The 16,353-nt window shown below is 37.9% G+C and carries 17 protein-coding genes; 2 read left to right on the top strand and 15 right to left on the bottom strand.

The features are described 5' to 3' along the window. Positions 1 to 94 precede the first annotated feature (94 nt). Together typA and ppa are read left to right on the top strand one after the other, a co-directional pair. Positions 95 to 1,921 carry a translational GTPase TypA gene (gene typA / locus ACFIMI_RS04270; protein ID WP_375613277.1) on the top strand — a complete coding sequence of 609 codons (1,827 nt, stop codon included), beginning with the start codon at positions 95 to 97 and terminating at the stop codon, positions 1,919 to 1,921. A gap of 68 nt (positions 1,922 to 1,989) precedes the next feature. Continuing rightward, complete coding sequence (gene ppa, locus ACFIMI_RS04265; RefSeq protein ID WP_375613276.1) at positions 1,990 to 2,520, top strand: inorganic diphosphatase; 531 nt, start codon at positions 1,990 to 1,992, stop codon at positions 2,518 to 2,520. 51 nt (positions 2,521 to 2,571) lie between these two features. Here ppa and ACFIMI_RS04260 read toward each other — a convergent pair whose 3' ends face one another. From ACFIMI_RS04260 to ACFIMI_RS04190, 15 genes are all read right to left on the bottom strand, one after another. Then, on the bottom strand, positions 2,572 to 2,886 hold the full coding sequence (locus tag ACFIMI_RS04260) for a DUF167 domain-containing protein (protein WP_375692275.1): 315 nt from the start codon (positions 2,884 to 2,886) through the stop codon (positions 2,572 to 2,574). A gap of 22 nt (positions 2,887 to 2,908) precedes the next feature. Further along, positions 2,909 to 3,202 (bottom strand): YggT family protein, encoded by a 294-nt coding sequence (locus tag ACFIMI_RS04255; RefSeq protein WP_375692274.1) that lies wholly within the window; start codon positions 3,200 to 3,202, stop codon positions 2,909 to 2,911. Between the two features lie 326 nt (positions 3,203 to 3,528). Further along, positions 3,529 to 4,089, bottom strand: a complete 561-nt coding sequence (locus tag ACFIMI_RS04250) for an invasion associated locus B family protein (RefSeq protein WP_273790632.1) — start codon at positions 4,087 to 4,089, stop codon at positions 3,529 to 3,531. A 99-nt stretch (positions 4,090 to 4,188) separates the two neighbouring features. After that, the gene (locus tag ACFIMI_RS04245) at positions 4,189 to 4,716 is read right to left on the bottom strand and encodes an RNA pyrophosphohydrolase (protein ID WP_375611860.1); all 528 of its coding nucleotides are present in this window, start codon (positions 4,714 to 4,716) and stop codon (positions 4,189 to 4,191) included. A gap of 39 nt (positions 4,717 to 4,755) precedes the next feature. After that, positions 4,756 to 6,066 carry a S41 family peptidase gene (locus ACFIMI_RS04240; RefSeq protein WP_273790634.1) on the bottom strand — a complete coding sequence of 437 codons (1,311 nt, stop codon included), beginning with the start codon at positions 6,064 to 6,066 and terminating at the stop codon, positions 4,756 to 4,758. Next, on the bottom strand, positions 6,056 to 7,300 hold the full coding sequence (locus ACFIMI_RS04235) for a murein hydrolase activator EnvC family protein (protein WP_375611872.1): 1,245 nt from the start codon (positions 7,298 to 7,300) through the stop codon (positions 6,056 to 6,058). The genes ACFIMI_RS04240 and ACFIMI_RS04235 overlap by 11 nt, the downstream gene beginning before the upstream one ends. Positions 7,301 to 7,433: 133 nt before the next feature. Next, positions 7,434 to 7,916, bottom strand: a complete 483-nt coding sequence (rlmH, locus tag ACFIMI_RS04230) for a 23S rRNA (pseudouridine(1915)-N(3))-methyltransferase RlmH (RefSeq protein ID WP_375611861.1) — start codon at positions 7,914 to 7,916, stop codon at positions 7,434 to 7,436. Between the two features lies 1 nt (position 7,917). After that, positions 7,918 to 8,304 carry a ribosome silencing factor gene (gene rsfS, locus ACFIMI_RS04225; protein WP_375610572.1) on the bottom strand — a complete coding sequence of 129 codons (387 nt, stop codon included), beginning with the start codon at positions 8,302 to 8,304 and terminating at the stop codon, positions 7,918 to 7,920. A 111-nt stretch (positions 8,305 to 8,415) separates the two neighbouring features. Next, a complete protein-coding gene (locus ACFIMI_RS04220) occupies positions 8,416 to 9,009 on the bottom strand; it encodes a nicotinate-nucleotide adenylyltransferase (RefSeq protein ID WP_375692273.1) in 594 nt (197 codons plus the stop codon). A gap of 29 nt (positions 9,010 to 9,038) precedes the next feature. After that, positions 9,039 to 10,295, bottom strand: a complete 1,257-nt coding sequence (locus ACFIMI_RS04215) for a glutamate-5-semialdehyde dehydrogenase (RefSeq protein ID WP_375611863.1) — start codon at positions 10,293 to 10,295, stop codon at positions 9,039 to 9,041. Positions 10,296 to 10,340: 45 nt separating this feature from the next. Next, entirely contained in the window at positions 10,341 to 11,480 is a 1,140-nt protein-coding gene (gene proB, locus ACFIMI_RS04210) for a glutamate 5-kinase (RefSeq protein WP_375631102.1), read from the bottom strand. A 1-nt stretch (position 11,481) separates the two neighbouring features. Beyond that, positions 11,482 to 12,507: a GTPase ObgE gene (gene obgE / locus ACFIMI_RS04205; RefSeq protein ID WP_375627676.1), complete on the bottom strand. Its 1,026-nt coding sequence runs from the start codon at positions 12,505 to 12,507 to the stop codon at positions 11,482 to 11,484. A 173-nt stretch (positions 12,508 to 12,680) separates the two neighbouring features. Further along, entirely contained in the window at positions 12,681 to 13,409 is a 729-nt protein-coding gene (locus tag ACFIMI_RS04200) for an RlmE family RNA methyltransferase (RefSeq protein ID WP_375611866.1), read from the bottom strand. 29 nt (positions 13,410 to 13,438) lie between these two features. Then, a complete protein-coding gene (locus tag ACFIMI_RS04195; protein WP_375681320.1) occupies positions 13,439 to 14,749 on the bottom strand; it encodes a Ppx/GppA phosphatase family protein in 1,311 nt (436 codons plus the stop codon). 904 nt (positions 14,750 to 15,653) lie between these two features. Beyond that, positions 15,654 to 16,259, bottom strand: a complete 606-nt coding sequence (locus ACFIMI_RS04190; RefSeq protein WP_375611868.1) for an invasion associated locus B family protein — start codon at positions 16,257 to 16,259, stop codon at positions 15,654 to 15,656. Positions 16,260 to 16,353 lie beyond the last annotated feature (94 nt).

The raw sequence follows: 16,353 nt of genomic DNA, 5'->3' as shown, positions 1-16,353 counted from the left end.
TAAAAAAACATGTAAAAGGTTTTTTAATAGTCAGGCAAAGAATGTAAAGACTTTGCCTCAAATGAAATTTCATTAAACGAAAAGAAGAAAATTTATGCAATTGCGTAACATTGCCATCATTGCCCACGTTGACCATGGGAAAACAACGCTTGTAGACGGGCTTCTCAAGCAATCAGGAAACTTCCGTGATAATCAGCGTACAAGCGAACGTATGATGGATTCAAACGATATTGAGAAAGAACGCGGAATTACAATCCTAGCGAAAGTGACATCTGTTGTTTGGAAAGATACTCGAATTAATATTGTTGATACACCAGGACACGCTGACTTTGGTGGAGAAGTTGAACGCATCCTCAATATGGTTGATGGAGCTATTGTACTTGTTGATGCTGCTGAAGGACCAATGCCACAAACAAAATTTGTCGTTGGCAAAGCATTGAAAGTAGGATTGCGCCCTATTGTTGCTATTAATAAAATTGACCGACCGGATGCACGCGTTGATGAAGTCATTAATGAGGTTTTTGACCTTTTCGCTGCTCTTGACGCAACCGATGAACAGCTTGATTTTCCTATTCTTTATGGATCTGGACGCGATGGATGGATGGCGGAAGCCCCTGAAGGACCAAAAGATCAGGGATTAGGTCCTTTATTTGATCTTGTGACGCAGCATGTCCCTTCTCCTAGTGTAGCAGAAGGACCGTTTCGCATGATTGGAACTATTCTTGAAGCGGATCCGTTTTTGGGACGAATTATTACAGGACGGATTCATTCTGGCTCTTTGAAACCCAATCAAAATGTCAAGGTTCTTGGACAAGATGGAAAACTTTTAGAAACTGGGCGTATTTCAAAAATTTTAGCGTTTCGTGGCTTAGAACGGCAACCTATTGAAGAAGGAAGTGCTGGTGATATTGTTGCGATTGCAGGTCTGCAAAAAGGTACCGTAGCTGATACTTTCTGTGATCCTACTGTCAATGAACCCCTTACTGCCCAACCAATTGATCCTCCTACTGTTACTATGAGTTTTCTCGTCAACGATAGTCCCCTTGCTGGAACTGAAGGCGATAAAGTAACAAGCCGTGTCATTCGTGACCGATTGTTAAAAGAAGCAGAAGGCAATGTCGCTCTTAAAATTGAAGAATCAGCCGATAAAGATTCTTTCTACGTTTCAGGACGAGGAGAATTACAGCTTGCAGTTCTCATTGAAAATATGCGCCGTGAAGGATTTGAACTTAGTGTTTCACGCCCACGTGTTGTTATGCAAAAAGATGAAAATGGAATAACTCTTGAGCCAATCGAAGAAGTTGTTATCGATGTTGATGAAGAATATTCCGGTATTGTTGTACAAAAAATGTCTGAACGTAAAGGCGAAATGGTGGAGTTACGTCCTTCTGGAGGTAATCGTGTCCGCCTTGTCTTTTATGCCCCAACCCGAGGACTCATTGGTTATCAATCTGAACTTTTAACGGACACACGTGGTACAGCAATTATGAATCGCCTTTTCCATGCTTATGAACCTTATAAAGGAGACATTGCTGGTCGTGTTAATGGTGTTATGATTTCAAATGACAACGGTGAATCTGTCGCTTATGCTCTTTTTAATCTTGAAGATCGTGGACCTATGATCATCGATGCGGGTGTGAAAGTCTATCAAGGTATGATTATTGGCATCCACTCACGAGATAATGACTTAGAAGTTAATGTGTTAAAAGGAAAAAAACTCACCAATATGCGCGCTTCTGGAAAAGATGAGGCCGTAAAGTTAACGCCTCCCATTAAAATGACGTTAGAACGCGCCTTATCGTGGATACAAGATGATGAGCTTGTAGAGGTAACCCCTAAAAATATTCGTCTCCGCAAGCTCTATCTTGATCCTAATGAACGTAAACGTTTTGAAAAAACACGTGCATCAATTTCAAATTAATTTCATAATCTCTTTGGTAAAATATTTAATTGTATTGAGCCTCACTATATTCCAGAAAGGATGTCTCTATGAATATTAAGGAAATACCCGTAGGCAAAAATCCACCAGAAGATATTAACGTTATTGTGGAAGTCTCCCTTGGTGGTCAACCAATAAAATATGAGATGGATAAAAAGTCGGGTGCATTATTTGTTGACCGTTTTCTTCATACATCAATGGTTTATCCTGGAAATTACGGTTTTGTCCCTCATACGCTTTCAGATGATGGTGATCCTATTGATGTCCTTATCTGTAATACCCGTCCACTTATGCCTGGTTGTGTTATCAATGTTCGCCCCATCGGGGCTCTAATGATGGAAGATGATGGTGGTAAAGATGAAAAAATTATTGCCATTCCCACTACAAAATTAACAAAACGCTATATCAATATTCATGACTATACAGACCTGCCCGAGATTACACTCAAACAAATTGAACATTTCTTCAAGCATTACAAAGATCTGGAACCTGGAAAATGGGCTAAAATTGAAGGATGGCGTGATAAAAACTTTGCTCATGAATTAATTAAGCAAGCTGTTGAGCGCAATAACAAAATATAACGATTTAATAAAATAAAGCCTATAAAAAATAGGCTTTGTTATTTATTTTTTCTACGAGATGTAATCTCTAAAGGATTGCCATATCTGCTTTAGCTCTTCTAAATGTGTTGAAAAGTAAAGTTGTTTGTAGCGAGATATTGCGCCGCTTTTCAGAGAAATAGAAGAAGATGGGATTCTCCACTGCTTCGCAAGAAATTTAATGAGAGCTTTATTCGCTTTTCCATCTTCAGGAACAGCACGAAGGCGTATAACCAGATATTGTTTTTCACCATCCCTACATTCAACCCCTATTATTTTGTCAACAGATGATTTTGGAATGAGATATACAAACAAAATCAAGTTATTTTTATCAACTTGATAAAACATGTATTCGCCTCAAGTAATATTTCTATACATACATGTTTGCGTAAACGCGCCACATAAAAGTACGAATAAAATAAATAATAATGAACACTACAATAGGTGAAATATCAATCGTTCCAAAATTTGGTAAAATTCGCCGGATACGGCTTAGAACGGGATTTGTAAGACGATATAGAAAGCTTCCTATCAAAACAACAAAGCGATTGCGCGAATTTATGATATTAAAGACATAAAGCCAAGAAAAAATGACACTCGCGATTAAAATATCAATATAAATCTCAAAAATCAAATCAATCGTTCGAAGCAATGCATAAATCATGCGTCATCCCTTTCAATCAAGGAAACAGAAGAGCGTATAGAAAACCTTCATTAAAGCAGGTCTGTGTATCAAAAAATGGTTTTATATTTCAATACTCTTTTTTCTTGAATAAAAACCAGACATCTAAATTCTTCATCTCTCTATTTAATGACGATGCAGTTAGAAAACAAATATCAAAATTAAAAATAGCACATAAAATAGAAGAAACGGCAAAAAATCTGAATATCCCTTATAGGATTAATCTTAAATCTCATCGTTTTAATTATTAATTATAAAAAACAAACAAACTAAAAACGGCCTTTTAAAGGCCGCTTTTAGTTTTAAAATTATTTCTGCAAAGCAGTCAAACGATTAAGAGCACTGCTAAAACCATCTAGCTGAACAAATAAATCATTCAAAGCTGGTTCACCTGCAGCAGCAATTGTCATCGCCAACTTTAACTGTTTTCCAGAACGTAAAGCTGCTACGTGATTTTTGTCAAAAACGACAGGAACCACACAACCTGCTGGTACACAAGTCCGGATACCGGTTTCGATAACAGCTTTTCCCTCATCAACTTGTAAACGAACAGGTTTAGAAACCAAAATGCCAAAAGGAACTGTTAAATTACCAGATACAACACCCTCAGCATCGAGAGTAAGGCCCATAGCCACAACAACACGCCCCTGCTCATTTACTTCTTGACGGTGCATAAAACAAATTCTTTTCCCTTCTTGTATACCACAGTTAATAGTCCACAAACCGTAGGTTTCAGTCAAAGAAGAAGCTCCATTTGGCAATGTCGCTGCCGCATCTTTTGATGCAGGAGGCTTTGAACTTGTTGCAAATGCAACAGATGAAATACTCAAGAGAGTAAAAACTATAAGTAAATTAAATAACTTTTTCATTTTATATTCCTGTTCTTTACATAAAAGATAAACATGTTTATTATTTATTATAATATAAAGCATCTTAATAAAAAAAGCTTTCTCATAATCATATAGCTTTTATAATGGTCTAAGGCTACCTCGAAATTCGCTGACAACTTTCGTATAAACGTGCTTTTTAAAAGAAACAGCAATCAACGGAAGGGTTTCTAGATCAATCCATTTCCATTGATCGAATTCCGCTTTATTGCCATCTGGTGGCGGATTAATCGCAATTTCAGAAAGCTTTCCTGTAAACTGGAAAGCAAACCATTTTTGTATTTGCCCACGATATTTATTTGTTAATGTGCACCCAATAAGTTCTTGTGGAAAATCATAATGGAACCAATTTTGTGCTTCTTTAATCAACTTTACAGATCGAATACCCGTTTCTTCATAAAGTTCACGATATGCCGCATCTAATGGTTTTTCATCTTCATCAATCCCTCCTTGAGGAAGCTGCCAACGATGAGATATGTCAATATCTGCATCTGCATGAATGGGCATCATTAAACGACGCCCAACCCACACTTTCCCCTCATGATTAAAGACAACAATCCCAACACATTTGCGATATGGAAGAATCTTCAAATTAATATCTGCATCCATTTAATATTCCTCAAAATCGCAAGCTATAGATATCAATTCTCACTTTAACACATCCTTATTGGGATCTGGTGGAAATGCTGCATTTGCCATTTCACCTCGTAACAGTTTATAAGCCTCATTCAATTGAATATCATCTTTAGGGTCTTTGGGAACAAAAGCAGCTGAACCAGATCCTTTATTACTCTCTCGTTTTCCTTTGATATGTCCTTTTAATGCAGACTCACCAACTTTTACATCATAACCTTTATATTTTTCAGGGAGTGGTTGCTCTACAATAATATCTGGTGTGATCCCTGTTCCTTGAATAGAAGTGCCTGATGGCGTGTAATAAAGTGCTGTTGTTAAGCGTAAAGCCCCATTTTCACCCAAAGGAATAATTGTTTGAACAGATCCTTTACCAAAAGACTGCGTCCCTAAAATTGTTGCACGACGATGATCTTGCAGTGCACCCGCAACAATTTCAGAAGCACTTGCTGAACCACCATTAATAAGAACAATGAGCGGTTTTCCATTAATGACATCACCTGGCTTCGCATCAAATCTTGTCACATCACTCTTTTTGCGCCCACGAGTCGACACAATTTCACCTTTATTGAGAAAAGCACTCGAAACATTAACAGCTTGATCTAAAAGCCCACCGGGATTAAGCCGCAAATCAAGGACGTAACCTTTTAGCTTATCTTCAGGAATTTTAGATTGGATATCTTTAATTGCCGCTAGAAGATTATTTAATGTCTGTTCAGAAAACTGGATAACTCTTAAATATCCAATATCACCTTCAACCCGATATTTCACCGCTTTTACTTTGATAATATCACGAACAATCTTCACTTCAAATGGCTTATCAACGCCAGAACGAATAATTGTTAAGGTAATTGGTGTTCCAGGAGCACCTCGCATCTTATTAACAGCTTCATTCAATGTTTGACCATTCGTTTGTACATCATCAATTTTTGAAATAAGGTCTCCTGCTAGAATACCTGCTTTTGAAGCGGGAGTATCATCCATTGGTGAAACAACTTTAATTAAGTTTTTTTCCATAGTGACCTCAATACCAAGACCTCCGAACTCTCCTTTCGTAGAATCCCGCATATCCTTGGCTTCTTCAGCATTCAAATAAGATGAATGAGGGTCCAGTGATGTGAGCATGCCATTGATAGCATTTTCAATAAGCTTTTTATCATCTGGAACTGTAACGTATTGCATACGCACACGCTCAAAAACATCGCCAAATATAGCTAGCTTTTTATATGCATTATCTTCATTATTCGCAGCAACAGACTGCACCATAATCATTGAACAGGCGCCGAGCAATACCCCAGCGACCAAAAGAATAACTTTACGAATCATTTTGGCTCCTTCTTATTTTTTCAGTCTGCCACCAAGGAGTTGGATTTACAGGTTTTCCCTGCTTTCTAAACTCAATGTAAAGCATTGGAGAAGTTTTTCCTATATCCAATGCAACACTATTTGAAATAAATTGCATTTCCATTATACCCAGAGGCTCACCTGAAAGAACAAACTGCCCCTGTTTTACATTAATTCTCGACATTCCAGTAAGAATGATATGATAACCATTTCCAACATTGAGAATGATTAAATGTCCGTAAGAACGAAATGGCCCAGCAAAAGCAACAAAAGCATCCACAGGTGATATAACAACAGCTCCTGACTCTGTTTCTATCGTTTCACCAAAGCGCGTAATCTGCGAACTTTTGTTAGAGTGATGTATTCTTTTTCCTGAAACAGGAAAAAGTAAAGAACCTTTTCGGCTTTCAAAATTGGACTGTTCTAACAATTGCAAACTTTTCCGTACCTGTACTGATGCATCAGAGCTAAGTTTTGACTGACGGTCGAGCTCTAAAATCAATTCTTCTAAAGACTGCGCTTTTTTAGCAAGAGCAATATTTTTTTGTTGCTGTTCTGTAAGTTCTTTTTCTGATTTTTTTTGTAGTTTGTTTTTTTGGTCTAATAAAAGCTCTAGACGTTTTCGCTGCTCTGCTTGATTTTGCAGCTTTGTCTTTAATGCCTTATATTCCGTAGTAATGGAATTACTCAAATTGGTCAACTCCTTGAGTTTTTCTGTTAAATCTCGTGTTTTCTCTTGCATCTGAGGAATAACGGTACCTAATAAAACAGAACTACGTATAGAAGCCAACGCGTCCTCTGGCTGTATCATAAGAGCAGGAGGCGGATTCAATCCCATACGCTCCAAAATTGCAAGAACTTCCGCAAATTCAGCACGACGATTTTTTAAACGTTGATAGACTTGTACCCGCTTTTCTATCATTTTTTTAAGCTTTTCTTCCCTTTTAGCAATATCATCTGCTACTATACGTTCTTCTTTAGCCGCCTTTATGAGTGCATCACTCAAAACACGTTGATCTTTTTTTAAATGCTCAACTTGATGCATAAGAAAAGCAACACGCTCACGCGAAAGTGAAATATTTTGGCGAATTTCTCCTAATTCTTTATGGACTTCCGTACTCCTCATTGTATCTTCCGCATGCGATACAGAAAAGCAAAAAAATATACTCAAGAGCAGAATGACAAATATGACGCACTCCTCATATAAATATAGCATCTTTCTATGAAGAAGCTTTTTCATTTGCAAAAACCATGACACCTCATCGTATACATTAGAGATGCTTTAAATGGTGTCAGCTAAAACAATATTAATAAACATATAAATAAGTGCTAAAAATTGAACAAAAATATTAAAAACGATGATACGGATGATTATTTTCAATTGTTACAGCGCGGTAAAGTTGTTCTGTAAGAAGAATACGTGCAATTTGATGTGGCCACGTCATCAAACCAAAAGATAAAAGAAAATCAGCACGCTTCCTTATTTGTTCATTATGCCCATCAGGTCCTCCCAAAGCAATGACGACATCTCGAATGCCCTCATCACGATAACGCCTCAATTTTTCAGAAAAAGAAATTGACGAAATCGATTCTCCACGCTCATCTAACACAATTAATCGACATTTTTCAGGTAAAAATTCAATAAGTTTTCTCCCCTCTTCCTCCATACGTTGATAAACTGTTTGAGCACGACTTTCTGGTATCTCTTGTAACTTTTTTAAATGAAAGCCTACATCTCCAGAAATTTTAGAAAAACGATCCAAATAATGCTGAACTAATTTTTGCTCCGCCCCACTTTTCATACGACCAACCGCAAAAATAGAAATTTGCATTTTAATGATCTCCGAAGAGAAGCAAAGCCGTATCGTTTAAATCCGGCGTCATCCATATTTTTTCTAAATTATAAAAAAGACGAATTTCTGGACGAAAAAGATGAATGATAATATCACCTGTATCAATCAATACCCAGTCACCTCCAGCAAGCCCTTCTACACGCGCAAGCCCCTGCCCACTATCTTTCCAAGTATGTAATAAATGATCAGCAACAGACGATACATGACGCTGCGAATTTGCTGAAGCTATGACCATATAATCAGCCAAAGATGACTTCCCTCGAATATCAATAGCAACAATATCTTCTGCTTTTGTATCTTCTAAACTCTTGAGAATAACTTCAAGACTCTCACTAACAGAAAAAACTTTTTTTTCTTTTGAAGGCATAGTATCGTAAGAGTGTTTGTGTGCAATGTTTTTCAGATCAATATCCTTTCTTATCGTTGTGGAATCTAAAAAAGAGACTTCTCTAAAGAGAAACAGAATCTTATGAAATGTTCAAGAAAAATCATTCTTCTTCAAACGAAGGTTTGTTGAAGATTGAAAAGATAAAGGTCCATGCAAATAAGTCCAAACTGGTGGCTTGATAAAAGGTAATCGCTTACTTTTTCTCTCATCCAAACGAAAACGGCGATAAATATGTGCCATAGGAGAGGAAAGTGCTGACCGATTGCCTAAAGGACGATCAATAATCGCAATAGGAAGCATAGAGACGATATCATGCCATCGATACCAATGATGTATCGTCGCAAAACTATCTGCCCCCATAATCCATACAAAATTTACGCCACTGTAATGAGTAAGAATATGAAAAATCGTATCTACCGATACTTTGCTCCCTATAGCTTTTTCAAAACCTGTCAAGCGAATTTTCGGATGGTCAATAAGTTTAAAACTTAATCGCATTCTCTCCTCTAAAGGGAGCAACTGTGTACAATCCTTTAAAGGATTTCCTGGAGTGATCATCCACCATAACTGATCAAGATGCAAACGCCGAATGGCAATTTTTGCAACAAGAAGATGCCCCGCATGCGGTGGATTAAAGGAACCACCAAAAAGACCCACAACATTAGATCTTTCAACATGTGGCATACAATTTTTCCATGGAAAAAATGGTGTTCTCAAGCTCTAACCTGACCATTTCCTTTAACGTGATATTGAAATGATGTTAGCTGTCCAACACCTATGGGACCACGTGCATGCATTTTTCCTGTTGCGATACCAATTTCCATTCCAAAACCAAATTCACCTCCATCAGCAAATTGTGTAGATGCATTGTGTAATAAAATAGCTGAATCTAAATGATTAAAAAAATTCTTCACCACTTCCAAATCCTCAGCAATAATCGATTCCGTATGTCCTGATGAATAACGCTTGATATGAGCAATGGCTCCCTCAACACCCTCAACCGTTTTAACAGAAAGAATAGCATCAAGATATTCATGCGACCAATCTTCTTCAGAAGCTAATTTGACATCTGGCATAAGAAAAACAATATCTTCTGTGGCACGAATTTCACACCCCTTTTCCTGTAAAGCAGTTAAAACAGGAAGAAATTTTTTTAATGCTTGGCTGTCAATGAGAACTGTCTCAACAGCACCGCATATCCCTGTTCGCCGCAGCTTTGCATTTAAAACAATATTGCGTGCCATATCTAAATCTGCCGATTTATCAATATAAATATGACAAAGTCCCTCCAAATGAGCAAAAATTGGAACACGTGCATCAGACTGAACGCGGGCAACAAGGCTCTTTCCACCACGTGGTACGATCACATCAATCGCTCCATCCAATCCTTTGAGCATTTCCCCAACGGCAGCACGATCTGTCGTTCCAACCATTTGGATAGCATCTTTGGGTAAACCAGAGCGCTCTAAACCTTGTACCAAAGCTAAATGAAGAGCATGAGAAGAATGAAAGCTATCCGAACCACCGCGCAAAATCGCAGCATTACCTGCTTTTAAGCACAAAGAACTCGCATCAACTGTAACATTGGGACGACTTTCATAAATAATGCCAATCACACCAAGAGGTGTTCGTACACGACTTATATGAAGCCCATTTGGACGCGTCCATTCATCCATCACTTGTCCAACAGGATCAGATAAACGAGCAACTTGGCGAACACTGTCTATCATTGCACGTAAACGCAAATCATCTAATTTTAGCCGATCAATCATTGCAGCTTTCAAATTATTCTGAGCAGCATTCTCTAAATCTTGACAATTCGCCCGTAAAATTTCATCTGACTGAGCCTCTAGACTTAAAGCGATCATTTCTAATGCATTGTTCTTTTGCTCAGAAGAAGCAATAGCCAATGCTGCAGCGGCATAGCGTGCTTTTTGTCCCATATCTTTCATTTTTTCTTCTAAAGTCATCGTAACATCCACTCTGCCAAAACAATAAAAACAAAAGTAACTTTTTTAAACAGTATTGGTCAAGCAACGTACAATCATATCATTACGATGCACCATAGCAGAGCGCGCCTCATACCCAAGAATAGCTTCGATTTCTTCACTTTTATGTCCTATAATGCGTACAGCCTCATCTTTGTCATAGCTTACAAGTCCACGCGCAATCTCAACTCCATCTGTACCAACAATTGCAACCGTATCCCCACGCTGGAAATTTCCCTCAACGCCAATAACCCCTGCAGCTAATAATGATTTTCCTGATTCAAGAGCCCTAATGGCTCCTTGATCAATCGTCAAAACACCAGATGGATCTAAATGACCAGAAATCCATGTTTTCCAAGCATTGACAGATTTCTTACTTGCCGCAAAAAAACTCTTGCGTTCACCTTTGTCAATTGCAGCAAGAGGATTCATACGCTTGCCTGAGGTGATAATCATCGCCGTTCCAGCAGCATTAGCTATTTTTCCGGCTTCAAGCTTAGTCTTCATTCCTCCCCGTGAAAACTCTGAAGCAGCAACATCTGCCATTTTTTCGATATCATGCGTAATGGATGCAACAAAAGGTATAAATTCAGCCGTAGGATCACTATGGGGAGACTTTGTATAAAGACCATCAATATCGGATAAAAGTATTAAAAGATCTGCCCTCACCATTGTTGCCACACGTGCAGCTAAACGATCATTATCACCATAACGAATTTCAGTTGTTGCAACAGTATCATTCTCATTAATAACAGGCACAGCTCCCAAATATAAAAGCGTCTCAATCGTTGCACGTGCATTGAGATAACGCCTTCGCTCCTCCGTATCAAATAAAGTGAGCAAAATTTGGCCTGTTTTGAGCCCATGTTGAGCAAGCGCATCACCATAGGTTTTTGCTAACTCAATTTGCCCCAAAGCAGCACATGCCTGGCTTTCTTCCAATTTCAAAGCCCCCTTAGGAAGCTGTAGCAATGTCCTTCCTAAAGCAATAGCACCTGAAGACACCAATAATATCTCTACGCCTCCTTTGTGTAATTCAACAACATCATTGATCAAGCTTTTAAGCCATTCAACCCGTAAACCTGCCTGAGGATCAACCAAAAGGGCAGATCCAATCTTGACCACAATACGTTTATAGTGTGTAAGTTTTTGCGATCCAACAGCCATCTCAATCAACCTTGCTATCCCCACTGATCTCCTCTTTGCGTGACATTTCAATAATATGTGCACCAGCACGCAGCACATTTTCTAAACCTTCGCGGCTAACCGCAGAAAACATCATAACTGGTTGATCCGCTGCTCTTTGCAAAGCTTCCCGTTTAGCTTCACGCTCTTCAATTGTCAGAGTATCTATCTGGCTTAAAGCTACAATTTCAGTTTTATCACTTAGATTATTTCCATATGCCTCAAGTTCATGACGCACAATTTGATATGCTTTTGCAACATCTTCTTCTTGAGCAGAAATCAAATGAAGGAGGACACGACAACGTTCCACATGTCCTAAAAAACGATCTCCAATTCCCACACCTTCATGCGCTCCTTCAATTAATCCTGGAATATCAGCCAAAACAAATTCACGACCATCAATACGTACAACACCAAGATGAGGATGTAGAGTGGTAAAAGGATAATCTGCAACTTTTGGTTTTGCAGCCGTTACAGAAGCTAAAAAAGTTGATTTTCCAGCATTTGGTAAACCAACAAGCCCCGCATCAGCAATTAACTTCAAACGAAGCCATATTGCACGCTCTTCTCCAGACAAACCTGGATTTGCACGACGCGGTGCCCGATTTGTCGATGTTGTAAAGTGAAGATTGCCAAAACCGCCATTCCCTCCTTTTGCAAGGCGATAGCGCTGTCCCACTTCCGTTAAATCACATATTAACGTTGTATTATCTTCTTCAAAAATTTGCGTCCCAACCGGAACTTTAAGGATGACATCATCACCCTTCTCACCCGTCATATTACGCCCCTTGCCATGTCCCCCTGTTTTTGCTTTAAAATGCTGCTGGTACCGATAATCAATCAGCGTGTTAAGTCCATCAACAACAAGAGCCCAGACATCACCACCCCGTCCTCCATTCCCTCCATCAGGCCCCCCAAATTCTATGAATTTTTCACGGCGAAATGATACTGCTCCAGAACCTCCATTACCAGAACGAATATAAACTTTAGCTTGATCAAGAAATTTCATTGGAAACACTCACTGAGGAATCAATCTCTCTACCTCTATAGGCAATACATTAATTTTACCAGTTTTTCATCATTGATAACAGAAAAACTGTCACTATCGCTGATAACTCTTTGAGAAAAAAATCATCGCATTTAAATAGGTTAAGTAAAATTAAGTCTTCTTAAAAGAAGGTGCTATTCTTGTACTTTTGTTTTTCCCTTAAATTCAAGTGCTAGAAGATAAAGCTCTACTGATTCTGATCGGCTTGCGGGTGGTTTAACATGGTAGACTTTTTTAAAATGCTGTTTTAATCTTGCAAGAAGAGTGTTTTCTGCTCCCCCTTGAAAAGCCTTTGCTAAAAAATATCCCCCAGGCTTGAGAACCGAAAGAGCAAAATCAGCCGCAACTTCACATAAATAAATCGTTCTTAAATGATCCGTCTGACGATGACCTGTTGTTGGCGCTGCCATATCAGAAAGAACCACATCCGGTTTTGTCCCTAAAGTTTCAATTAATTTCTGCGGTGCATCTGTATGCAAAAAATCCATTTCCAACATGGCAACTCTAGGCAATGGATCAACATGTAAATAATCAATACCAACAACGCTAGGATCCTCATCACTTGACCCTACTATACGCTCAACCACCTGACACCAGCCTCCAGGTGCTGCTCCTAGATCAATAACCTTTTGGCCTTTTTTCAAAAACCTATAGCGCTCATTAATTTCAATGAGTTTATAAGCCGCACGCGAACGATAACCATCTACTTTTGATTGATGGACATAAGGATCATTCAGATGCCTCTCTAACCATCGTCGTGATGAAGCTTTAATGGTTCCTGCTTTCTTTTTTACGCGCTGATATAATTCATGTGACCCTGAACCTCCATAGCCACCTCTTGGTGTTTTTGTTGTTTTTTTCATCGTTATTCATTGTCTCCATATTTAATTCTCTAACGCTTGAAATCTCTGCTCTTTCTATGACGACACCATACTCCATCGCGTAACATCAGCTCTATCAAAATTCCTTCCCTTAATCCACGATCAGCAACTCTTAAACGCTGACTTGGCCAAACTTCCCGAATAACATCTAAAATTGCACAACCAGCTAAAACTAAATCTGCTCTCTCGCGTCCAATAAAAGGACTTATGACACGTTTTTCTATATCCCATGATAATAGGCGTTGTGTCATAAGTGTAATGTCTGCATCATTCATCCAAATGCCATCCACTTTTTTCCTATCATAACGCTCTAAATTAAGATACATTCCTGCTAAAGTCGTAACCGTACCGGAGGTTCCCAAAAGATGAAACTTCGAACCTTGTGCTAACTCTCCTAATTTATGACGATCTGAAAAATTATTTAATAACCCTCGCACATAGCTTTTCATTTTTTCAAAATCGTCTAAGCTAATATCATTCCCTCCAAAACGTTCAGCAAGCGTAACAACACCAACAGGAAGAGAAGTCCAAGCGATAATTTGTCGAGCTAAACGAAAAGAACGCTTTTGAGAAACATCCAGTAGCACAATTTCTGATGATCCTCCTCCAATATCAAAAAGCACAATTGCGTCAGTATTTGGTTCAACAAGTGTACTACACCCTGTAACAGCAAAACGCGCTTCTGTTTGCCGATCAACAATTTCCAATTCAAGACCTGTCTCCTCCAAAACACGCTGAATAAAATGTCTACCATTTTCTGCAGAACGACAAGCTTCCGTTGCAATCAAGCGATAACGCTTAATATGCCTTTGTTTTAGCTTTAAATGACAAATCTTTAATGCTTCAATCGCACGATCCATAGCTTGTGTATTAAGAAAACCGTTATTTATTAAACCTTCTCCCAATCGTACAATACGAGAAAAAGCATCAACAACACGAAAATATCCAGGTTTACTGGGAGATGCGATAAGAAGACGACAATTATTTGTTCCGAGATCAAGTGCCGCATAAAGAGGTGGAGATTTTACTGGATGGAACCGTCGAAGAAAAGGTGCTTTGAGTTTTTTTGTTTTTTGAGCACCTATCATTATCTGATTATGAAACTCAAAAGCTGCCTCAGATTGAACAAAAACCTGTTTCTGTTCATAATGTTTTTTTCTCTGTTGTCTCTTTATATCAACAAGGACAGAGTATGCCTCTGTTCGTGACAATGCAGAAAGATTATTTGTATTACTACCGCACTGATCATACAACTGATCTGCTTTGGTATCGTATATTTCTCCTTGCTTTAACTCTTTTGAACCATAATTTAACGGGGTCATGTCCCTTATCCCTTGAGCGTCCCCCAATAAATAAACGCGAAAACTCTTCTGCTCATTCCTAAATAAAGCAATAATGCAGCATCAAATGATATATACAAGAAATCATTCTTTCTTTTTCTATCATTAAAATTTTCTACACTAACATCATTCAGTTTTTTGTATAATCTTTCGGTTGTTTCCGTGAAATCATGCATCTCTTTATGAACTTAAAACTATAAATTAATCGTTTACGTTCACATCAATTTTTATAAATTATGCTCTTTTCTTGATACCATTCACACGGAGCACACCTCTATTGTAACAAACCTACACTATCATACTATTTGCTGACTCTTAAGGTTACAACAACCTATACATTAGTACGGTTTATAAGAAAAAAATTTTTTTTGTTATCCACACACAAACCTCGTTTGTTATATGCAATGAAATGGCTTTGATTATGCTGGAATAAAAGTTCCGTAGTACTACAAAATGCAATTACAATAGCTGTTATTTCGTGAATACCAATAAAAACTATCGTTCAAAAAAAACTCTAGAATTATAAATTTATCTGAAAAATATTAATGCTTAATCAGACCGCTTTAAAAATCCATTTTAAGCTTAAAAAAAGAATTTAGTCTACTCATTATTGTAAGGAATAAATCGAGTATTTCTAATCTTTTTTACTTTTAATAACTAACGAAATCATTCTTTAAGCATTACGGGAAACACTAACTTTATTTTCTATTACATATAAATAACTTACTGTGACTTTATATTCATAAAACTCTCACTCTTTCCAATAAATCACCTCGATATCATATTATATAAAACTTCTTACTTATTTGACCTTATAATTTACACTCAGAAATATAATACAACAATTTATGGAAAAATGACTCTTGTTAAAAATACTCGATGAATTCTAAGGACGGAAAGAATTAAGTGCTGCATTTAACCCTTTAAATGGTACAGTAAAAGAAAATACCTTACCTTCTTTAGTTTTATAGGAAATACGTACCTTATTGTTCTGCTCTATTTGTTTAGTCAAAACCGGCCCTACAGGTGATTGTGCCAAACAAACCGTTTCATTACATTGCGTATAATTAATAAGAACAGGTTTTTTAACACCTTTTACAAACATTTGAATCGGAACATTTATATCAGAATTTGGCAATGTTCGAAAAAGCATCACTGCTTGACCACTTGTCGTAGAAACAAGAGACCAACTAAAAATGGTATTTCCTTCTTGATCATGAACCGTCTGTGTCACATTACATATACCTTGCTTATGTTTAAGCTTTTGTTTTTCGTCACAAATCAAAGTCCAATCATAAAACTGCATAATAATTCGACGTGTTTCGCCAGGTTCTCCCTTAGGTATCGATAAGTGCGGTGGATGCACTGTATAAATATTATTGTTCTCGTTGGCAAAGCTTTCGCTCTTGCCTATTAAGGCAAGAGCAAACAGCAGAACCTTTACTAACATACTTCTCGTTTTTACAATAACAGCCATTTTTTCTATTATCATCTCAACCTCAGAGTAATTCCAGCACCTACACCCCAATGTCCCCCAGCACTCGTTGCAGATACGTTAGAGCGAAATCTTCCATTTTCAGACATAT

Origin of the sequence: Bartonella sp. AP4SXKL, assembly GCF_042195845.1 — a bacterium.
Taxonomy (GTDB): domain Bacteria; phylum Pseudomonadota; class Alphaproteobacteria; order Rhizobiales; family Rhizobiaceae; genus Bartonella.
The sequence above is the reverse complement of the archived record's forward strand: the minus strand, read 5'-3'. Positions and strand labels throughout refer to the sequence as shown.